General features: G+C 71.9%; 20 protein-coding genes and 1 tRNA gene. 11 read left to right on the top strand and 10 right to left on the bottom strand.

All coding sequences use genetic code 11. The annotated features are described in order from the left end of the window. Window positions 1-2 precede the first annotated feature (2 nt). Complete coding sequence (locus ACZ55A_RS12970; protein ID WP_468838387.1) at window positions 3-1,985, bottom strand: AfsR/SARP family transcriptional regulator; 1,983 nt, start codon at window positions 1,983-1,985, stop codon at window positions 3-5. A 388-nt stretch (window positions 1,986-2,373) separates the two neighbouring features. Here ACZ55A_RS12970 and ACZ55A_RS12975 point away from each other — a divergent pair, with 388 nt between their 5' ends. Next, window positions 2,374-2,883, top strand: a complete 510-nt coding sequence (locus tag ACZ55A_RS12975) for a stress protein (RefSeq protein WP_468838390.1) — start codon at window positions 2,374-2,376, stop codon at window positions 2,881-2,883. A 200-nt stretch (window positions 2,884-3,083) separates the two neighbouring features. Here ACZ55A_RS12975 and ACZ55A_RS12980 read toward each other — a convergent pair whose 3' ends face one another. After that, window positions 3,084-3,887, bottom strand: a complete 804-nt coding sequence (locus ACZ55A_RS12980) for an exodeoxyribonuclease III (RefSeq protein ID WP_468838393.1) — start codon at window positions 3,885-3,887, stop codon at window positions 3,084-3,086. Between the two features lie 81 nt (window positions 3,888-3,968). Here ACZ55A_RS12980 and ACZ55A_RS12985 point away from each other — a divergent pair, with 81 nt between their 5' ends. From ACZ55A_RS12985 to ACZ55A_RS13025, 9 genes are all read left to right on the top strand, one after another. Next, window positions 3,969-4,469, top strand: coding sequence for a GNAT family N-acetyltransferase (locus ACZ55A_RS12985; protein WP_468838396.1), 501 nt, complete (start codon window positions 3,969-3,971; stop codon window positions 4,467-4,469). A 94-nt stretch (window positions 4,470-4,563) separates the two neighbouring features. Beyond that, the gene (locus tag ACZ55A_RS12990) at window positions 4,564-5,511 is read left to right on the top strand and encodes an ABC transporter ATP-binding protein (RefSeq protein ID WP_468838399.1); all 948 of its coding nucleotides are present in this window, start codon (window positions 4,564-4,566) and stop codon (window positions 5,509-5,511) included. Further along, window positions 5,508-6,560, top strand: a complete 1,053-nt coding sequence (locus ACZ55A_RS12995) for an ABC-2 transporter permease (protein WP_468838405.1) — start codon at window positions 5,508-5,510, stop codon at window positions 6,558-6,560. Before ACZ55A_RS12990 ends, ACZ55A_RS12995 begins: the two co-directional genes overlap by 4 nt. Window positions 6,561-6,663: 103 nt before the next feature. Next, window positions 6,664-7,059, top strand: coding sequence for a GntR family transcriptional regulator (locus ACZ55A_RS13000; RefSeq protein ID WP_468838408.1), 396 nt, complete (start codon window positions 6,664-6,666; stop codon window positions 7,057-7,059). A gap of 125 nt (window positions 7,060-7,184) precedes the next feature. Next, window positions 7,185-8,012, top strand: coding sequence for a MerR family transcriptional regulator (locus ACZ55A_RS13005; protein ID WP_468838411.1), 828 nt, complete (start codon window positions 7,185-7,187; stop codon window positions 8,010-8,012). 61 nt (window positions 8,013-8,073) lie between these two features. Beyond that, complete coding sequence (locus ACZ55A_RS13010; protein ID WP_468838414.1) at window positions 8,074-9,342, top strand: glycosyltransferase; 1,269 nt, start codon at window positions 8,074-8,076, stop codon at window positions 9,340-9,342. A gap of 102 nt (window positions 9,343-9,444) precedes the next feature. Beyond that, the gene (locus ACZ55A_RS13015; RefSeq protein WP_468838417.1) at window positions 9,445-9,993 is read left to right on the top strand and encodes a M23 family metallopeptidase; all 549 of its coding nucleotides are present in this window, start codon (window positions 9,445-9,447) and stop codon (window positions 9,991-9,993) included. 88 nt (window positions 9,994-10,081) lie between these two features. After that, window positions 10,082-10,516 (top strand): helix-turn-helix domain-containing protein, encoded by a 435-nt coding sequence (locus ACZ55A_RS13020; RefSeq protein WP_468838419.1) that lies wholly within the window; start codon window positions 10,082-10,084, stop codon window positions 10,514-10,516. Continuing rightward, window positions 10,513-11,355, top strand: a complete 843-nt coding sequence (locus ACZ55A_RS13025) for an alpha/beta fold hydrolase (protein ID WP_468838423.1) — start codon at window positions 10,513-10,515, stop codon at window positions 11,353-11,355. Before ACZ55A_RS13020 ends, ACZ55A_RS13025 begins: the two co-directional genes overlap by 4 nt. A 175-nt stretch (window positions 11,356-11,530) precedes the next feature. Here ACZ55A_RS13025 and ACZ55A_RS13030 read toward each other — a convergent pair. The 7 genes from ACZ55A_RS13030 to galU all read right to left on the bottom strand — a co-directional run bounded on the left by ACZ55A_RS13030 (window position 11,531) and on the right by galU (window position 16,808). After that, window positions 11,531-11,603, bottom strand: a tRNA-Ala gene (locus tag ACZ55A_RS13030). A 125-nt stretch (window positions 11,604-11,728) separates the two neighbouring features. Then, window positions 11,729-12,751, bottom strand: a complete 1,023-nt coding sequence (sepX, locus tag ACZ55A_RS13035; protein ID WP_468838427.1) for a divisome protein SepX/GlpR — start codon at window positions 12,749-12,751, stop codon at window positions 11,729-11,731. 151 nt (window positions 12,752-12,902) lie between these two features. After that, window positions 12,903-13,517: a GNAT family N-acetyltransferase gene (locus ACZ55A_RS13040; protein WP_468838430.1), complete on the bottom strand. Its 615-nt coding sequence runs from the start codon at window positions 13,515-13,517 to the stop codon at window positions 12,903-12,905. Between the two features lie 14 nt (window positions 13,518-13,531). Beyond that, entirely contained in the window at window positions 13,532-14,035 is a 504-nt protein-coding gene (locus ACZ55A_RS13045) for a MogA/MoaB family molybdenum cofactor biosynthesis protein (RefSeq protein WP_468838433.1), read from the bottom strand. Then, complete coding sequence (gene moaC / locus ACZ55A_RS13050) at window positions 14,032-14,514, bottom strand: cyclic pyranopterin monophosphate synthase MoaC (protein ID WP_468838435.1); 483 nt, start codon at window positions 14,512-14,514, stop codon at window positions 14,032-14,034. Before moaC ends, ACZ55A_RS13045 begins: the two co-directional genes overlap by 4 nt. 59 nt (window positions 14,515-14,573) lie before the next feature. Further along, entirely contained in the window at window positions 14,574-15,902 is a 1,329-nt protein-coding gene (gene glp, locus ACZ55A_RS13055) for a molybdotransferase-like divisome protein Glp (RefSeq protein WP_468838438.1), read from the bottom strand. Window positions 15,903-15,905: 3 nt separating this feature from the next. Then, window positions 15,906-16,808, bottom strand: a complete 903-nt coding sequence (gene galU / locus ACZ55A_RS13060; protein WP_468838441.1) for a UTP--glucose-1-phosphate uridylyltransferase GalU — start codon at window positions 16,806-16,808, stop codon at window positions 15,906-15,908. Window positions 16,809-16,919: 111 nt separating this feature from the next. On the opposite strand from galU, the gene ACZ55A_RS13065 reads away from it, so the two are divergent. Further along, on the top strand, window positions 16,920-17,540 hold the full coding sequence (locus ACZ55A_RS13065; protein WP_468838444.1) for a 5-formyltetrahydrofolate cyclo-ligase: 621 nt from the start codon (window positions 16,920-16,922) through the stop codon (window positions 17,538-17,540). An 85-nt stretch (window positions 17,541-17,625) separates the two neighbouring features. Here the strand turns inward: ACZ55A_RS13065 and ACZ55A_RS13070 are convergent, their stop codons facing one another. Beyond that, complete coding sequence (locus ACZ55A_RS13070; RefSeq protein ID WP_468838447.1) at window positions 17,626-20,349, bottom strand: penicillin acylase family protein; 2,724 nt, start codon at window positions 20,347-20,349, stop codon at window positions 17,626-17,628. Window positions 20,350-20,410: the final 61 nt, after the last annotated feature.

The raw sequence follows: 20,410 nt of genomic DNA on the forward strand, positions 1-20,410 counted from the left end.
GCTCAGCCGACGGACGACGGCCGGCGCCGGGCGAAGTGATCGAGCAGCCGCCGTACGGCCAGGTCCTGAGCGGACCGCGGCTCCTCCGCCACGACCAGCTGCGCGGCGTAGATACGCACCAGCTCCGACCGCACGAAGTGCCCCTGTGCCTGCTCTTCGAGGAGGTGGGCGTCGCACAGCTCGGCGAGGTGACGGCGGGTGCGCTCGACGTCCCGGCCGGCCAGCGCGGCGGCGTCCTGGACCTCCACACAGGGGCCGGGGTGCAGGCCGAGGACGCGGAAGAGCCGGGCGGCGCCGCTCGACAGTGCGCGGTAGCTGAGGTAGAGGCAGGCTTCCACGGCCAGATCCGCGTCGTGTGCGGACAGCTCCCGCAGCCGGCGGCGCTCGTCGGCCAGCGTCTTCGTCCAGCCCTTCAGTGACCATTCGGGGTGGGCCATCAGCCGTGCCGCGGCGATCCGCAGCGCCAGCGGAAGCCGGTCGCACCGCTCGACCAGCGCGGCGGCCGCCTCCTCGTCCGCCCCGACGCGCTGCCGCCCCAGCGCGTGCTCCAGCAGTTGCCGCGCATCCTCCGAGGTGAGCGGCCCCACTCTGACCAGCGCGGCACCGTCCCTGACCACCAGTCCGCTCAGCCGCCGCCGGCTGGTCACCACCGCCAGACAGCCCGGCGTGGCGGGCAGCAGCGGACGCGCCTGCTCGGCGGTACCGACGTTGTCCAGCAGGACGAGCATCCGCCGGCCGGCGAGCAGCGACCGGTAGAGCGCCGCCCCCTCCGTCACGGATTCGGGGATCTCCGCTTCCGGGACCCCCAGGGTCCGCAGGAACGCCGCCAGTACGGTGCCGGGCCGCATCGGGGGACGCTCGAATCCCCGAAGGTCGGCGAAGAGCTGGCCGTCGGGGAAGGCGGACCTGTGGCGGTGCGCCCACTGCACCGCGAGGGTGGTCTTGCCGGTACCGCCTCCCCCGGCGAGCACCACACAGGCCGGCCGCGGCACCCGCTCCAGATGCTGGTCCAGTACCGCGAGTTCCCCCTCACGGCCGCAGAAGTCCGCGATGAGGGGCGGCAGTTGGGCAATCCGAGGCGGGGGCCCCGGCCGGTGGTCGCAGACGTACGGGGCGACGTACGGCGTGGCCGCCGGGCCCGCGGAGGGAGACCCGGGCGGCGGACCGTACGGCGCAGGAGCCGGCGGCCCCCCGTACGCCGGTGCGTCCTGCGCGGCGTAGGCCGTCCCGGCCGGTGCGGTGTGCAGCGCGGTGGCCTTCGGGCGGGCAGCGGCGGGCGGCGCGGCGGCGCGGCTTCCGCCGAGGACCGCCAGGTACGCCTCGCTGAGCGCCGGGCCGGGGTCGATGCCCAGCTGGTCCTTCAGGCGCCGGCGGGCCCGGTGGTAGTGGTCGAGGGCCTCCGCCTGCCGGCCACTGGCCTGAAGGGCCCGCATCAGCAGCGCGGTCAGCTCCTCGTGCAGCGGGTGCTCGGCGATCCACCCGGTCAACTCCGTGACCAGTTCCCCGTACCGGCCGAGCAGCAGCAGCTGCGCACCGAGCTCCTGTATCGCGGCCAGCCGCGCCTGGGACAGACCGACGCCCAGCGTCCTGCGCACCCGCTCGCCGGGCAGATCCGCCAGCGCCTCGCCCCGCCACAGCCCGAGGGCCTGCCGCAGCATCGCGACCGCCACCCATGGCTCGGCGTTCCGGGCGCCGGCGACCAGGCTCCGGAACCGGTGGACGTCCACCGCCCCGGGATCGGCGAGCAGTACGTAACCCTGTCCCCGGGTGGCGAGTTCGGCGTGGCCCGCCAGCAGCCGCCGCAGCCGGTGCACATGGTTGTGGACCACGCCCCGTGCCCGGGCCGGCGGATCCCCGTCCCATGCCAGGTCGATCAGCCGGTTCACCGGGACCGCCTGGTTGACCTCACTGATCAGCACAGCGGCAACGGTGCGGATCCGGCCCGACCCCAGAGCCAGCAGGCCCTGCTCGGTCTCGATCTCCACCGGCCCTAGGAGCCGCAACTGAACCATCGTGCCCTCTGGTGCGTACCGCCGAACGGGGCGCGCCCTGAACGCCCTTGCCCAAGTAAAGACCATGGAAAACCGGACCGGGCGGGAGCCCCACCCCCCTCTCACTATGTGGACATGTCCGGTGCATCCGGGTGCGGCCGGAACCGGACCGATGCAGTCCGATGCGGTCCGATGCCGTCCCATGCCGTCCCATGCCGTCGATGCGGTCCGATGACGGAAACGGGCCGCATGAGCGGAATATGAGCCGATCATGAGCGCCACCTCGGAGCCTGGTGTCCCTGCCGGAGCCGCGGTTCTTCCCGCTGCCCCGGCCCGTTCTCCGTGCCTTCGGAGACGAACCCCCCATTCATCGAGGAGATCCATGTCCACTTCGGGCATCCTGAAGAAGAGCGTGGCGGCAATGGCCCTGTGCGCCGCGCTCACCGCGGCGGGCGCCGCCGCTTTCCCGGCCACCGCCGTGGCCGCTCCGACCGCCGCCGCGGCCGCCGCCGGCGAGGGCTCGCCGGTCAGCGTCGGCGCCAACCTGAACTTCAACGTCGATGTGCTCGGCATCGCCAACAAGATCGAGTCGTCGATCAAGACGGCCCAGAACCGCGAGGGCTTCGTCAAGAACCTGCGGGAGTCGGCGTTCTACGCCGCCGGCGGCCAGTACAACGTCATGGTGCACAACCTCAGCCAGGGCTACGACGACCACCTCAACGGCGTGAAGGCCTACGGTTCGGCCACCTACGACGGCGTCGTCTACGGCATCTGGGTGTTCGAGGACGGCGAGTTCACGAACCAGGGCGACGGCGGCTACATCAACTGGGCCTTCCGGGGCTGGTTCGACCGCCCGGACAACGGCGGCTATGTGAAGTTCTACCGCCCCTGAGCCCTCCCGGGCTCAACCGGCCGTCCACCCACGGTCCCTGACGGCCCGCCACCACTCCTGGCGGGCCGTCCCCGAACCGGGGCGCCCTCGTTCACTCCCCCGGGAGGGCGCCCCACCCCGGCCGGGCGGGCCCCACACCGGCCCGCCCGGCCTTCCGTCGGACGACGGAACCGTGCGGGCACGCCCTGACGCGTCTCCCCTTACCGCTCGTACACCACCGTCACCGGCGCATGATCGCTCCAGCGCTGGTCGTAGGCCGCCGCCCGCTCGACATAGGCCTTCACCGCACGCCGGGCCAGCCCCGGGGTCGAGAGGTGGTAGTCGATGCGCCAGCCGGCGTCGTTGTCGAAGGCGCGGCCCCGGTACGACCACCAGGAGTACGGGCCCTCGGTGTCCGGGTGCAGGGCGCGGACGACGTCCACATAGCCGCCGCGGTCCTCGTCGAGGACATCGGTGAGCCAGGCGCGCTCCTCCGGCAGGAAGCCGGACTTCTTCTGGTTGGCCTTCCAGTTCTTGAGGTCGGCCTCCTGGTGGGCGATGTTCCAGTCGCCGCAGACCACGACCTCGCGGCCGTCCGCCGCCGCGCGCTTGCGCAGCTCCACGAGGTACGGCAGGAACTCCGCCATGAAGCGTTCCTTCTCGTCCTGGCGCTCGGTGCCGACCTCTCCGGAGGGCAGATAGAGGCTGGCGACGGTCACGCCCGGCAGGTCGGCCTCGACGTAGCGGCCGCTGCCGTCGAACTCCGACGAGCCGAAGCCCACCTGGACGCGGTCCGGCTCGCGGCGGGTGTAGAGGGAGACCCCGGCCCGGCCCTTGGCCGCCGCAGGGGCGTGCACCGTGTACCAGCCGGCCGGCTCGCGCACCTCGTCCGGGAGCTGGGCGGTCTCGGCCCGTACCTCCTGAAGGCACAGCACCTCGGCCGCGGTCTCCGCCAGCCACGGGACGAAGCCCTTCTTGGCCGCGGCGCGCAGCCCGTTCACATTCACAGAGGTCACGGTGAGCATCCGGGCACGATACCCAGCCCCGCCCCGTGATCGCTTTCCCGTCCCGCCGGGACCGGTGCCGCACCCCGTACGCTTCATGGAATGGAGATGCGCCACGCCCGGATACGCCCCGTCCGCTATGACCACCCCGACGCGGTCGCGCTCGACGGTCTGGTGCAGCAGGAGTATGTGCGGCGCTACGGCGACGGCGATATGACGCCACTGGATCCGGCGATGTTCACCCCGCCCAACGGGGTCTATCTGATCGCTTACGAGGGCGGCCGGGCGCTGGCCACCGGCGGGTGGCGGGTGCAGGAGGACGCGGCCGAGGGGTATGCGGCCGGGGATGCCGAGATCAAGCGGATGTTCGTGGTGCCGGAGGCCCGCGGCCGGGGGCTGGCGCGGCGGATCCTGGCCGCGCTGGAGGCCGATGCCCGGGCGGCCGGGCGCTCCCGGATGGTGCTGGAGACCGGTATCAAGCAGCCCGAGGCGCTGGAGCTGTATGCGTCCAGCGGCTATGTCCCGGTGACGAAGTTCGGGCTGTACCGGACGTACGAGGACAGTCGGTGCATGGCGAAGCCGCTGGTGGACCCGGCGGGCTGAGGAGCGGGGCGGCCGCCCGCCGATTGTGTTGACAGGGGTTCCGGGACGCTTCCATACTCATTCCACTAATCAACTAGCTAAAGGGGGGATCCGGGTGAGCGACCCGAGCCCATGGGCCGTCGAGGCCGTAGGACTGGGGAAGAAGTACCGCCGCGGCTGGGCGCTGCGGGACTGCTCCTTCCGGCTCCCCACCGGCCACATCTGCGCGCTCGTCGGCCCCAACGGGGCGGGCAAGAGCACGTTCCTGGGCGCCGCCACCCGGCTGGTGCAGCCCACCACCGGGACCCTGAAGCTCTTCGGCGTCCCGGTCACCGACCCGGCCGTCCTGGAGCGGGTCGCGTTCCTCGCGCAGGACAAGCCGCTCTACCCGCGCTTCACGGTCGCCGAGACCCTGCGGCTGGGCCGCGAGCTGAACCCGCGCTGGGACCAGGCGCTGGCCGAGCGGATCGTACGGTCCGGGGACGTGCCGCTCACCGCCCGGATCGGCACCCTCTCGGGCGGCCAGCGCACCCGTATCGCCTTCGCCCTCGCCTTCGGCAAGCGTCCCGAGCTGCTGCTGCTCGACGAGCCGATGTCCGACCTCGACCCGCTCGCCCGGCACGAGCTGTCCGGACTGCTGATGTCCGAGGCCGCCGAACACGGCACGACGGTGGTGATGTCGTCCCACATGCTCTCCGAGATGGAGGAGATGTGTGACTACCTCCTCGTGCTCGCCGAGGGACGGCTGCGGATGGCGGGCCGGACCGAGGAGCTGGTGCCGGCGCACATGCTGGTGACCGGTGTCGCCGACGGTGACGACGGGGTGCCCGAGGAGCTGCGGCGGCAGCACACCGTGGTCGAAACCCGGGTCAGCGGACGGCAGTTCAGCGCCATGGTGCGGCCCGGCGGCGCGCTCTCCGACAGCTGGGAGGCCCTGGTGCCGAGCATGGAGGAGGTCCTGCTGGCCTATCTGCGCTCGCCCGGGGCGCCCCACCTGATCGCGGACGAGGCCCGGGTCCCGGACGCGGCAGGCCCCGACACCTCAGGGGAGGTGGCGGCATGACCACCTCCGGCACGACCACCAGCGGCAGGACGACGAGCGACATGACCACCGGCGAGAAGACCACCCCTGCGGCCACGCCCGCGCCGCCCCGTACGCCGCTGCGCGGCCTGCCCTGGCTGGTCTGGCGGCGGCACCGCTCCGCGCTGCGGCTCGCCCTGCTGGTCACCGCCGCCGGCTGCGCGCTCTTCCTGTACGAGCGGATCGGCCTGATGGACTTCCTGCACGCCAAGGGCGCCTCGGCCGGCACCCAGGCCGGCTGGTCCCCGGCCGACGAGCGGCTGCACACCGAGTTCCAGGGCCACTTCGGCAAGCTGTTCAACGACAGCGCCGGTTTCCTGCACCTTCTGCCCATCGTGGCCGGCATCTTCCTGGGCGCACCCCTGATCGCGGGCGAGCAGGAGCACGGCACGGTCAGGCTGGTCACCACCCAGTCGGTGAGCCGCAGCCGCTGGCTCGCCGCCACGCTCGGCCTGCCGCTGGCCGTCGCCGCCATGTGCGCCACCCTGCTGTCGGCCGCCTTCACCTGGCTGTGGACACCGGCCCACAACCTGGCCATGGACGGCAACTGGCTGGAGGGCGGCGCCTTCGAGAGCACCGGCCCCATCCCGGTCGCCACCACCCTCTTCCTGACGTCCTGCGGTATCGCCCTTGGCATGCTGATCAAGCGGGTGGTGGCGGCGATGGCGGCCACCGCCGTCCTCGCCGGGATCTTCACCGTGATGTGGGACGAAAGGGTCCGCAACCAGCTCGGTACCGTGCGCAGCATCAGCTATCCGTACAACGGCCACGGCCCCGACCTGCCGCTCAGCTCCGTACGGATCGACGAGTGGGTGTCCACCGCCGACGGCAAGCTCTACGGCTTCGGCACCTGCGTCAACGGCGACATCGAGGCCTGCCGGGCCAAGCTCGGCATCGTCAACCGGGTGACCCAGTACATCGACTACGGACAGATGCCCGCAATGCAGTGGCTGGGCGCGGGCATCCTGCTGGCGCTGACCGCCCTGGTGCTGGCCTTCGTCGTCTGGCGAGCCCACCGGCGGCCGCTCTGAACGCCCGGCTGCGACACCCCCCGGGCAGCGCTTTGACACCCGGCACGGCCGGGCCGATCATCAAGCGGTCGGGCAGCGCGGCACCGGCGAGAGCAGAAGAGAGGTGGTGAGGGTCGTCGAGTTCCGTATCGACCGTCGCAGCGGCGTCGCCACCTACCTCCAGATCGTCCAACAGGTCCAGCAGGCGCTGCGGTTGGGCATCCTCGTGGAGGGCGACCGGCTGCCGACCGCCGCGCAGGTCGCCGCCACGACCAAGGTCAACCCCAATACGACCCTCAAGGCCTACCGCGAACTGGAACGCGAGGGCCTGGTCGAACCACGCCCCGGCCTCGGCACGTTCGTCAGCCGTACGCTCGCCCGCCCCGAGTCCGCCGCGGACGCCCTGCTCCGCGAGGAGCTGCGCTCCTGGATGGCGCGCGCCCAGGCGGAGGGGCTGGACCGTCAGGACGTCCAGGCGCTGGTGAACTCGGTGCTGGAGGAGCGGTACGCGGAGGGGTGAGCGGGCTGCCCCGCAGTACGCGGAAGGCTGGCGAGTGCCCTCCCCCGCTCCCCCCGCTTGACCCTCACCCCACGTCAGGCCGCACCCTGATCGCCGTACGACGACGGGGAACGAAAGGCGCTGCGATGGGCTACTCGGTGGGGCAGGTCTCCGGCTTCGCGGGGATCACGGTGCGCACCCTGCACCACTACGACAAGGCCGGTCTGCTCTGCCCCAGCGACCGCAGCCCCGCCGGCTACCGCCTCTACAGCGACGCCGACCTCGCCCGGCTCCAGCAGATCCTCTTCTACCGGGAGCTCGGCTTCCCCCTCGACGAGATCGCCACCATCCTCGAGGACCCGCAGGCCAACGCCCTCGACCACCTCCGCGCCCGGCACCGGCTGCTCAACGACCAGATCAGCAAGCTGCAACGGCTGGTCGAGGTCGCCGAGCAGGCCATGGAGGTACAGCAGACCGGGGTGCGGCTGACGCCCGAGGAGCGGTTCGAGGTCTTCGGCGAGGTGACCTTCGACCTCACCTACGCCACCGAGGCCCAGCTGAAGTGGCAGCACCGCGAGGGCCATCAGCGGGCGATGGCCCGGGCCGCCGCACACTCCAAGGAGGACTGGGCGAAGCTGATGGCCGAGGCCGCCGACTGGCGCCTGCGGCTGACCGCCGCCTTCGACGCCGGGGAACCGGCGGACGGCGAACGGACGATGGACCTCGCGGAGGAGCACCGGCAGCACATCAGCCGCTGGTTCACCCCGTGCCCCACCGATATGCACGGCCGGATCGCCGACGACTTCGCCGCCGACCCGCGTGCCTTCGCCCTGATCGTCCCGCCCGGCGAACAGCGCCCCGGCCTCGCCGGGTATCTGCGCACGGCCGTACACGCCAACGCCGTACGGCAGTCGACGGACCGTACGGGCGAAACGGCCGCCACCGCCGCGCCCACCCCGCCCCACGAGGCCTGACCCACACGGCCAACCGCCCACCCCACCTCACCACTTCCTGACCCGAAGGGCTGCCCCACCCATGCCCAGAATCCTGCTCACCGCCGCCGGCTCCTACGGCGACATCGCCCCGTACACCGGCGTCGGCGCCCGCCTCCGCGAGGCCGGCCATGAGGTCGCCCTCGCCACCCACGACAGCTACGCCCCGCTCGTACGCGCCGCCGGCCTGGAGTTCCGCCCACTGCCGGCCGACCCGCGCACCCGGCGGCCCGGCACCGCCGCCGAGCCGGCACCGCACGGCACCCCCGGCAACCGACGCGATCTGATGCGCAGGGCCGCCGCGTTCATCGAGGAGCTGGGCGGCGGACTCGCCGACGCCGCCGAAGCGGGCCCCGGGCCCGATCTGCTGCTGCTCTCCACCACCACCGCACCCCTCGGCCGGCACCTCGCCGAGGCGAGGGGCATCCCGGCCCTGGAGCTGCCCCTCGTACCCGGCGCCCCCACCGGCGACTTCGCCCCCGTCGTCAGCGGCGGCCGCTCCCTCGGCCGCTGGGGAAACCGCGCCGCCGGCCGCCTCTCCCTCCGTATCGTCGACCGCCTCTATGCGGACGCGGCCCGCGCGCTGCGCGCCCGCCTCGGGCTGCCGCCCGCCACGCCCCGTACGGTCCGCCGCCGCGCCGAGGCGTCCGGCGAGCCGGTACTGCACGGCTTCAGCGAGGTCCTGGTGCCCCGCCCCGGGGACTGGCCGAGCCGCCTGGCCATCGTCGGCAACTGGTGGCCCTGGCACGCCCCCGACGCCCAACTCCCGCCCGTTGTACGGGACTTCCTCGCCGCGGGCCCGCCCCCCGTACTCCTCGGCTTCGGCAGCATGGCGGGCGGCGAGGGCGAGCGGCTGAGCGCCCTGGCGGTACGCGCCCTGCGCCGGGCCAAGGTCCGCGGCATCCTCCAGTCCGGCTGGGCCGGCCTCACGGCGAGCCCGACGGACGACATCCTCACCATCGACACGGTCCCGCACGCCCTGCTCTTCCCGCACCTGGCCGCCGTGGTGCACCACTGCGGCGCCGGCACCACCGCCGCCGCGCTGCGCGCCGAACTCCCCACCGTGCCCGTCCCGGTCACCGCCGACCAGCCCTTCTGGGCCGCCCGCCTGGCCTCGATGGGCGCCGCCACCGCCCCGCTCCCCTTCAAGGACCTGGCCACCGAGCACGCCGTCACACGTCTGGCCGACGCCCTCACCCGGGCCACCACCGACCCCGCCCTGCGCGCCCGTGCCACCGAGGCCGCCCGCCGGCTGGCCGTCGAGGACGGCGCCGGCGCGGTGGCCGAGGCGGTCGACCGGCTGACGACCTGACCCGAGCGGGCCGCACACCCCGCTTCCCACCCGATCGGCCGCGCCCCGCCCCACCCCGGGATGCGGCCACCCGCCACAAGGCGTGGGCTCACAACTATGACCATGTTCCGCAAGAGCACCCCGCTTCACCGCATGCTGCTGCATGCCATAACCCCGGCGGCCCTGGGCGCGGTCATCACCCTGACGGCGCCCCAGGCGGCCCACGCCGCCCCCGCCGACTCCTGGACCCGCCCGGTGAAGGCCTGGGCCCACCACCGCATCAGCTCGCCCTACGGCGTACGCGGCACCTGGCAGGCCGGCCACCACACCGGCATCGACTTCGCGGTCCGCGCCGGGACCCGGGTCCGGTCCGTGGGCGCGGGCACCGTCGTCCTCGCCAAGCGGTCCGGCGCCTACGGCAAGGCCGTCACGATCCGCATGAAGGACGGCCACTACACCCTCTTCGGCCACCTCTCCCGCATCACCGTCCGCCCCGGCCAGAAGGTCCGCGCCCACACCCCCCTCGGCTACTCCGGCGCCACCGGCCGCGCCACCGGCCCCCACCTCCACTTCGAGGTCCGCACCTCCCGCCACTACGGCTCGGACATCAACCCCCTCCGCTACCTGGCCAAACACGGCGTCCGCCTCCCCGCCCGCGCTCTCCCCCACTGAGCCCGCCCACCACCGCAACTTCCCCTAACATCCCCCATCCTCCCCTAAATTCCATCCCCACAGGGGAAAATGCGGTAAGTTGCCGCACATGGACGACCGCCACCTCTACTCCGTGGACCAAGTAGCCGAACGCCTGGGACTGCACGTCCGCACCATCCGCAATTACGTGCGGGACGGACGACTGCCCGCGGTCCGCATCGGCAAGCAGTACCGGATCGCACACTCCGACCTGGAAGCCTTCACCGGCCGCCCGGTGCCGGCGCCCCCCAGCGAGACGGCCGGCCGGCAGCGGCACACCGAGGTGTCGAGCATCGTGGAGATCGACGCGGTCAGCGCCGAAACGGCCCACCGCCTGACCACCCTCCTGACGGCCTCGGCCGCCCACCACCGCCCGGACGACGGACTGCTGCGGATCGAGACCGTTTACGACGAGGAACGGGCCCGGATGAAGATCATCGTCCTGGGCGGCCTGGGCGACACCGCCCGGCTCTTCGACTACATCGAGGGGGTGCTCTCCTCATGAGCACGATCTACAAGTCCGCGGCCGGCGCGCGCGAGATCCAGCGGCGCTACCAGGAGGCGCTGAGCACCTGGCCGGTCCCCGCCGAGCACCTACGGGTGCCGACCCGCGAGGGCGAAACCTTCGTCGTCGTCTCCGGCCCCGAGGACGCCCCACCCCTCCTGCTGCTGCACGGCTCCGGCGCGAACACCACGATGTGGCGCGACGACATCACCTCCTGGTCAGCGCACTTCCGCACCTACGCACTCGACCTCATCGGCGAACCGGGCCTGAGCGCCCCCTCCCGCCCGCCGTTGACCTCCGACGCCTGCGCACGGTGGCTGGACGACGTACTGCACGGCCTGGGCCTCACAAGCACCGCGGTCGTCGCGACCTCCCTCGGCGGCTGGCTGGCCCTGGACTACGCCACCCGCCGGCCGGAGCGGGTGACCCGGCTGGCCCTGCTGTGCCCCGGCGGCCTGGGCCGCCAGAAGGTGGGCTGGCTGCTCAACGCCCTCCTCCTACGCCCCTTCGGACGCCGGGGTCGGCACCGTTCCACAGCCAAGGTCGCCGGCCTGGACACACCACAGACCCGCCCCCTCCTCGACAACCTGGTCCTGACCTTCACCCACTTCAAGCCGCGCACGGAACGACTCCCCGTCTTCCCCGACGACAGACTGCGCCGCCTGACCATGCCCGTACTGGTGATAGCCGGCGCCCGCGACGCCATGTTCGACTCCGAGGCCACCGCCCGCCGCATTCACCAATGCGTCCCCCACGCGACCATGACCCTCCTGCCCGACACCGGCCACGCCATCTTCGGCCAGACCGACACGATCCTGAGGTTCCTCCGCCCCAATTAACAGGTCAGGGCAGCAACTTGACCCCCCGTCGGGGCAGCCCGGCAAATCCGGCCTCACGCAAGGACGCCCCCGCCCTCGACAACGACCCCACAAAACGAAGAAATCCCGCCCGGTCAACCAGACCGGGCGGGATCTCATCAACTCTTCCTGATGCGACTCAAGAACAGTCGTGCGGTGGACCTGAGGGGATTCGAACCCCTGACCCCCTCGTTGCGAACGAGGTGCGCTACCAGCTGCGCCACAGGCCCTTGCGACGAATGAAACTCTAGCATCCCGGTCGCGGTGCTCGGAAATCGCTTCCGGTGCTGGTCAGTGGAGGGCCATCAGGCGTTCGCCGGTGGGCCGTGGTCGCCCGTGGGTGGTGTGGTGCGGGTCACTCGTTCGCGGCGCGGGGGCGGTCCTCGTCCTCGTACTGGTCGAAGAGAGGGGTGCGGCTGCGGGTGCGGCGGGCGGGGGTTTCGGGGCGGGGGTGGTCGGGGGCGGCGCTGGAGCGGGCGGAGCTCCAGGCGTCGTCGGCGTCCAGGTCGACGTGGCTGGTGGCGCGCGGGGCGACCGGGGCGGTGACGTAGGTGGGGAGCGGGACCGGGACGGGGTCCCAGCTGCCGGCGGGGCGCGGGCGTTCGCGTTCGCGCTGCTGGTCGACCCACTCGGCGTGGTCGGTCTCCTCGACCACGGCGCGGCGGCCGGCGGTGTGGGCAGGGCGGGCGGAGGGAGTCGCGCGGGGCGGCTCGGGGGCGGCGTCGGCGGGGGTGTCGGTGCGGACGTCGGCCTGGTGGTCGTCGGCGGGCGGCTGGCTGTCCGTCTGCCGGGGGCGGTGCCGGCCTTCCCGCAGTCGCTGCGCGGCCGCCTCGGCCTTGCGCTGGTCCATGGTGAAGATGAAGCGGCGGCGCTCCTGGGCGCGCAGGTAAATGATGTACGCGGTCAGCAGGAGGGCGGGGATGGCGGGGGCCCAGAGGAAGGGGAGGCCGCCCACGGCCGCGACGATGGCGCCGGTGGTGAAGGTGAGGAAGAGGATGGTGATGGTGCGCCGGCGGCGGGCGAGCACCTTGGCGCGCTTGGCCCGCTCGGAGAGCGAAGGGCGCGGCGGGGCGGGCTGCACCCGGGTGGGGGCCTCGGGCTCGGCGGGGGCGGGGTCGCCGAAGGGCCCGGCGGCGGCCTCGTCGGCCGGCACATCCGGGTCCCGTTCCTCGCCCGCATCGTCGGCGGGGTACTCCCCACGCGCCTTGTCGTAGCGGCGCTGCATGGCCGCGCGTCCGGACAGCAGCCGGATGGCGGTGCTGAAGCGCTCGGTCGGACGGGCCTCGTTGAGCTCGTCCTGCCTACGGAGCCACATCGGCACCAAGTAGGCGGCCCAGGCCCCGACGATGACTGCGTAGATGAGGCCGCTGCTTCTCACAACTCACACGGTAGAGGGGTTTGCATGGGGCCATCCGCCAATTGGGCCGGTGTGTCGCACGATCTGGCTGATATCTCGAACTTTTTTGTGATGGTAGAGATCGGCGCCGTCGCCAATCAGGCCAATCGGGAATTTTTTTCGAACATTTATTTTATTTGTGGGGTGTGCCGGGGGTACTGGGTTTCTCCCGGCGCCAGCGGTTGAGCAGGCCCTCGGGCACCTCTTCCGCGGTGAGGGCGTAAACCGCGTGGTCGCGCCAGGCGCCGTCGATGTGAAGGTAGCGCGGCCGGATGCCCTCTTCGCGAAAGCCGAGTTTTTCCACCACCCGGCGGCTGGGGATGTTCTCCGGGCGAATGCAGACCTCGATGCGGTGCAGTCCCACGGAGTGGAAGCAGTGGTCGACGGCGAGCGCGACCGCGGTCGGGATGACGCCGCGGCCGGCGACTTCCTGGTCGACCCAGTAGCCGATATGGCCGGAACACATGGAGCCCCAGGTGATGCCGGCGACGGTGAGTTGTCCGACGAGCCGGCCCTGGTATTCGACGACGAACGGGAGCATCCGTCCGGCGTGGGCCTCCGCACGCAGATGCCGGACCATCTGGCGGTAGGTGGGGCGGTTGGGGGGCGCGAGGCCGGGCGGGGGCGGCGGGATGGTGGCTTCCCAGGGGCGCAGCCAGTCGCGGTTGCGGCGGTTGACCTCGCGCCAGGCCCGTTGGTCGCGCAGCTTTATCGGGCGGAGGGTGACCACACCGTCCGTCAGGACCACCGGCCAGGGCGCGTTCAGTTCGGACTCCCGGTGGGGCGGGGGTGGTCGGCGCCGCGGAGCTGGTCGGCCGCGTGCGGGAGGAGGTCGGCCAGGACGGCGAGGCCGTCGCGTACGCCGCCGGTGGAGCCGGGGAGGTTGATGATCAGCGTCGTCCCGGCGACACCGGCGAGGCCGCGGGAGAGGGCGGCGGTGGCGACCTTGGTCCGGCCGGCCGCGCGGATCGCCTCGGGGATGCCGGGGACCTCGTAGTCCAGGACCCGGCGGGTGGCCTCGGGGGTGCGGTCGGTCGGGGAGAGGCCCGTACCGCCGGTGGTGAGGATGACGGCGTAGCGGGAGGAGTCGACGGCCTGGCGCAGGGCGGCCTCGACCGGGTCGCCGTCGGGGACGACCTGGGGGCCGTCGACCTCGAAGCCCATGGTCGCCAGGCCCTCGGCGAGCAGCGGGCCGCCCTTGTCGGCGTAGATGCCGGCCGCGGCGCGGTTGGAGGCGGTGACGACCAGGGCGCGGGCGGGAGTCATGACCGGCTCCAGTCACCGGACTTGCCGCCGGTCTTCTCCTCCACACGGATGTCGGAGATCACCGCGGCCTTGTCGACTGCCTTGATCATGTCGACGACGGTGAGGGCGGCGACCGAGACGGCGGTCAGCGCCTCCATTTCGACGCCGGTGCGGTCGGTGGTCTTGACGGTGGCGGTGATCTCCACGGCCTCGTCGGTGAGGGAGAGATCCACCTTGACGCCGGAGACGGCGAGGGGATGGCAGAGCGGGATCAGCTCGGGGGTGCGCTTGGCGCCCATGATGCCGGCGATCCTGGCGGTGGCCAGGGCATCGCCCTTGGGCATGCCCTCACCCCGCAGCAACTCGATGACCTGCGGCGATACCAGGACCCGGCCGCGGGCACGGGCCGTACGGGCGGTGATGTCCTTCCCGGAGACATCGACCATCCGCGCCGCGCCCGCCGCGTCGAGATGGGTGAGGTGTTGCTGACCGCTGCTCATCGTTCTCCCGGTCCGAACTGCCGCCTGTGGGACGACACCGTACCCCCGCGGGGCGCGGGTCACCCGGCGGGCTGCCCCAGCACGAGGACGTCCACGGACTCGCCCGCGGGGACCTCGGTGGTCTCCTCGGGGACGACGATCAGTGCGTTGGCGTGCGCCATGGCCTTGATCAGGTGGGAGCCGGCGCCTCCTACGGGGGTGACCGTGCCGGCCTGGGCGTCATAGGAGCCGCGCAGGAACTGCCGCTTGCCCTTGGGTGAGGAGGCGATGGCGTCGGTGCAGCGGGCGGGGGTGGTGGGGCGCTGGACGTCCGGCAGGCCCATCAGGGCGCGGATGGCGGGCCGTACGAACAGCTCGAAGGAGACATAGGAGCTGACCGGGTTGCCGGGCAGGGCCAGCAGCGGGATGCGGTCGGGGCCGATGAGGCCGAAGCCCTGGGGCTTGCCGGGCTGCATGGCGAGCCTGCGGAACTCCACGGTGCCCTCCTCGGCCGACAGCGCGGTCAGGGTCTCCTTGACCACGTCGTACGCGCCGACGCTGACGCCGCCGCTGGTGACCAGGATGTCGGCCCGGATGAGCTGGTCCTCCAGGGTGGAGCGGAGGATTTCGGCGTCATCGGCGACGGCGCCGACGCGGTAGGCGAGGGCGCCGGCGGCGCGGGCGGCCGCGGTGAGCTGGAAGCTGTTGGAGTCGTGGATCTGGCCCGGGCCCAACGCCTCGCCGGGCTGGACCAGTTCGCTGCCGGTGGACATCACCACCACCCGGGGGCGGGGGCGGACCCGGACCGTGCCGAGGCCGAGGGCGGCGAGCAGGCCGATCTGGGAGGGGCCGAGGACCGTGCCCGCCGCAAGGGCCGGGGCGCCCTCGGTGACATCGCTGCCGCGGGCCCGGATGTGGGCGCCGGCGGCGGCCGGGCGGTGGACCCGGACCTCGCCGGCGGCGTCCTGGGGGGCGGCGCTGTGGGCGCGCATGGTGTCGGCCGGTCCCTGGCCGGAGCCGCCGTCGGTCCACTCGACGGGGACGACCGTCTCGGCGCCGGGCGGCAGGGGGGCGCCGGTCATGATCCGGGCGGCCTGGCCGGGGCCGATCTCCGGCAGCTCGCCGCTGCCCGCCGCGACGTCGCCGATGACGGTGAGCACGGCCGGGGCGGTCTCCGTCGCGTCGGCCACATCGGCGACGCGGACCGCGTAGCCGTCCATGGAGCTGTTGTCGAAGGGCGGCAGGGCGACGGGGACGGTGAGGTCGTCGACCAGGACGCACCCCTGGGCGTCGAGGAGTTGCAGCTCGATCGGCTCCAGGGGGGCGATCCTGGACAGTACGTCGTCGAGGTGCTCGGCCACCGACCAGACGCGGTCCTGGTGGCTGGTCCGGCCGGTGGCGCTGTTCAAGTCCTACATCTCCTCGGTGACGTAACTGCGAAGCCAGGTCCGGAAGTCCGGGCCCAGGTCTTCACGTTCGCATGCGAGTCTGACAATGGCACGCAGATAGTCGCCACGGTCGCCGGTGTCATAGCGCCGGCCCTTGAAGACCACGCCGTGCACCGGGCCGCCCAGGGACGGGTCGGCGGCCAGCGCCTGGAGGGCGTCGGTGAGCTGGATCTCGCCGCCGCGGCCCGGGTCGGTCTTGCGCAGCACCTCGAAGACGGCCGGGTCGAGGACGTAGCGGCCGATGATGGCGAGGTTGCTGGGGGCCTCGGCCGGGGCGGGCTTCTCGACCAGGGCGGAGACGGTCACCACGTCGTCGTCGCCGGTGGGGGCGGCGGCCGCGCAGCCGTAGAGGTGGATCTGCGCCGGGTCGACCTCCATGAGGGCGATGACGGAGCCGCCGTACTGCTCCTGGACCTCGACCATGCGCGCCAGCAGCGGGTCGCGGGGGTCGATCAGGTCGTCGCCGAGGAGGACCGCGAAAGGCTGGTCACCTACGTGGGGAGCAGCGCACAGCACCGCGTGGCCGAGGCCCTTGGGGTCGCCCTGGCGGACGTAGTGCATGGTCGCCAGGTCGCTGGATTCCTGCACCTTGGCGAGGCGGGACTCGTCGCCCTTGCGGTGCAGGGCCTCTTCGAGCTCGTAGTTGCGGTCGAAGTGGTCCTCGAGGGGGCGCTTGTTGCGGCCGGTCACCATCAGGACGTCGGAGAGTCCGGCGGCGGCCGCCTCCTCCACCACGTATTGGATGGCAGGCTTGTCGACGACCGGGAGCATCTCCTTGGGTGTGGCCTTCGTGGCAGGGAGAAACCGGGTGCCGAGGCCGGCTGCTGGGATGACAGCCTTGCTGATCCGTGTGTGCGATGGGGTCATGCGCGACACCATAACCGGCCCTATCGGAACGATGATGAGGGTCTGGTCAATAGAGCACGAGAGCGGGAGCAAGGGCGCACAGTGAGCATTGAGCACGATAGAAAGCGCAGGTTGCGGCTGGATCTCCTGGAGGTAAGGAGGTCGTTGCCGCCGGATGTCGTCGCAGCGACGGGTGAGGCCCTGGCCCGACGGACGCTGGAACTGGACGAGTTGGCTCCGTACGTCGCGCCCCCGGCCGGCGAGCACCATGGCACCCCGCCGACCGTCGCCGCATATGTGTCGATAGGGGGTGAACCCTCCACCCGTGTCCTGTTGGACCGGTTGCGGGCGGCGGGGGTGCGGGTGCTGCTGCCCGTCCTGCTGCCGGACAACGATCTGGACTGGGCGCTCTACGAGGGCGCCGAGCGGCTGGTACCGGCGGGCTGGGGGCTGCTGGAGCCGGACGGCGAGCGGCTGAGGCCGGAGGCGGTCACCGGGGCGGATGTGGTGCTGCTGCCGGGCCTGGCGGTGGACCGGAGCGGGCTGCGGCTGGGGCGCGGCGGCGGCTCGTACGACCGGGTGCTGGAGCGGCTGGAGCGGGCCGGTGCCGGTACGTCGCTGGTGGTGCTGCTGTACGACGCGGAGGTGCTGGAGGAGGTGCCGGCCGAGCCGCACGACCGGCATGTGCATGCCGCGGTGACACCGTCGGGGGTGCACCGGTTCGCGCCGCCGGGGGCCCGTACGGAGCGCTGAGCCGGCGCCGCGCACACGCCGGAGGCCCCGGAACCGGTGAGTGGTTCCGGGGCCCTCCGGCGGCGTGGAGCGGGCGGCGGTGCCGCTACGGCGACAGCGTCAGGGTGTCCTTGCCCGCCTTCTTGACGGCGTCCTGGCTGAAGGCCCAGGGCAGCAGTTCGCCCTTGGCCCACTTGTCGGTCTGGTCGTAGTAGTGCGCGTCGTAGGCGTGCCCGGAGGCGCCGGTGAGGTTGATCCAGCGGGACTTGTCGAGGTCGGCGAGGTTGACGACCATCCGCATCGACGGGACCCAGGTGACCTTGTAGCCGCCGGCGGCGTTCCAGCCGGTGGCGTCGACCGCGGCCTCACCGCCGCCGAGGTTCCAGGGACCGCGGTTGAACAGGCCCTGGAGCATGCCGGGCCCGTCGGTGCCGAGGGTCTGGTTCTGGAGGTACATCTGGTGCAGCCGGCCCCAGGTCCAGTTGTCGATGTTCTTGCCCAGCTTGGAGGTCAGCTCGTAGCGGGCGTCCGTCATGGCGTGCGCGAGGAGCTGGTCGCGGTTCTTGTCGCCGGCGCGGCCGGGCCGGTCCTCGGTCTTCCACCACGCGTTGTCCGGGTCGTCGAGGATGTTGCGGACGACCTCGTACCAGCGGTCGCCGCCGTCGGGCTGGGCGGTGTCGCCGGCCCGCTCACCGCATTCGCGGATGTAGGTGTCGTTCCGGTCGGCGGGGCCGGTCTCGTCGGCCGGGCGGACGGTCAGGCACTGGCCCTCGACCCGCAGCTCCTTGGGCATCTTGTTGCCGAAGGCGAGCTTGAGGGTGTTGCGCCACACCGCGTTGAAGTAGGCGGCCGCGGCGGAGTCGGGCTCCTGGGTGAAGTCCCAGCCCTCCAGCAGCTGCTGGGCGTCGCGGACGTACTTGTCCTTGATGTCGATCTTCGTCAGGTAGGGCGTCAGCAGCCGGGCGATCTCGCTGCTGTTGTCCTTCTGGAAGGTCTGCATGTCGTCGGTGGAGACCTTGCCGCCGTCCTTGATCTTTGACTGGATCAGGTCGTTGATCCGCTGGCTGCGGGAGCCGTAGCCCCAGTCCTTGGTGATCAGGTACGGGTACTTCTGGTCGGTGACGGCCTGGTTGGCGGTGACGATGTAGCCGCGCTTGGGGTTGTACTCGTACGGCAGGGCCTTCTGCGGGATGAAGCCCTTCCACTGGAAGGCCGGGTCCCAGCCGGGCGCCGGGTAGGTGCCGTCGGCGTGGCCGTCGCCCTTGCCGCGGACCGGGATCCGGCCGGGCGCCTGGTAGCCGATGTTGCCCTTGGTGTCGGCGTAGATCAGGTTCTGGGAGGGCACCTCGAAGTGGCCGGCGGCCCTGCGGAAGCCGGTCCAGTCCTTGGCCCGGTCCATCTCGAAGACGGCGTCCATGGACTTGCCGGCGTCCAGCGCGGTCCAGCGCAGCGAGACCGCGTAGCCGTCGCCGCGGTCCGGGGCGGCGTTGCCCACGGGGGCGTCCTTGCCGACGTTGCCGAGCTCCTTGTCGCGGTCGGAGACGATCGGACCGTTGCGGGTCGAACGGACGGTGATCTCATGGCTCTCGCCGCCGGCGACCTTGATGGTCTCCTTGCGGGTGAGGAAGGGCTGCTGCTTGCCGTCGTAGAAGTACCCGGCGGCGTTGATCTTCTCCAGGTACAGATCGGTGACGTCCGCGCCCAGGTTGGTCATGCCCCAGGAGATGTTCTGGTTGTGGCCGATGACGACGCCGGGCATGCCGGAGAAGCTGAAGCCGGAGACGTCGTAGTTGCACTTGGGGCCGGTGGTACGGCAGTGCAGGCCCATCTGGTACCAGAGCGAGGGCATCTGCGGTGCCAGGTGCGGGTCGTTGGCGAGCAGTGGTTTGCCCGTGGTGGTGTGCGCGCCGGAGACGACCCAGGAGTTGGAGCCGATGCCGTTGCCGTTGGGGCCGAGCAGCGCCGGGATCTCGTCGAGGGTCTTGGACAGCGAGGACAGCTGCGTCTGAAGGCCGGTGGCGGCGGAGGCGGCGCCCGCGGGGGCGGAGTTGGCCGAGCCCTTGGGCGTGAACTGCTTGGTGGCCGGGTCGACCGTGCCGCCGTCGACGACCGGCTGGTTGCGCTTGTACGGGTACGCCGGGTAGAGCTGGGCGATCTGCTCCGGGGTGAAGCGGCTGGTCAGCAGGGAGCGGTCGATCTCCTCCTGCATGTTGCCGCGCAGGTCCCAGGCCATCGCCTTGAGCCAGGCCACCGAGTCGACCGGCGTCCACTTCTCCGGCTTGTAGTCGTTCTCGAAGTCCAGTGCCGCGTACTCCAGGGAGAGCGCGGAGCCCTGGTGGTCCTTGAGGTAGGCGTTGACGCCGTCGGAGTAGGCCTGGAGGTACTTCTTGGTGCTGGGCGACAGCTTGGTGTCGTACTCCTTCTGCGCCACGTGGTGCCAGCCGAGGGTGCGCAGGAATTCGTCGGTCTTGACCTGGCCCTTGCCGAACATCTCCGAGAGGCGGCCGGCGGTCATATGGCGCCGGACGTCCATCTCCCAGAAGCGGTCCTGGGCCTGGACATAACCCTGGGCGCGGAAGAGGTCCTCGTCGGTGTCGGCGTAGATCTGCGGGATGCCGTTGGCGTCACGGGTGACGTCCACCGGGTCGGTCAGGCCCGGGAGTTTGAGCGACCCGGTGGTCTGCGGGAACGAGGCACGGACGGTGCTTACTCCCCAGAACGCGCCGAAGCCGATGCCCGCCACGAGCAGCAGCACGACCGTGATCGCGACGAGGCGGCCGCGCCGCCCCTTCTTCTTCCTGGGGACTGGGCCGGACTTGTTGGCGGGCATCTCTGTCCTTCGAGGGGCAGGGTGGGAGTGCTGGAGCAACCATAGGCGCACGGGTTCGGCG

This window comes from Streptomyces sp. NPDC034111 (assembly GCF_055575375.1).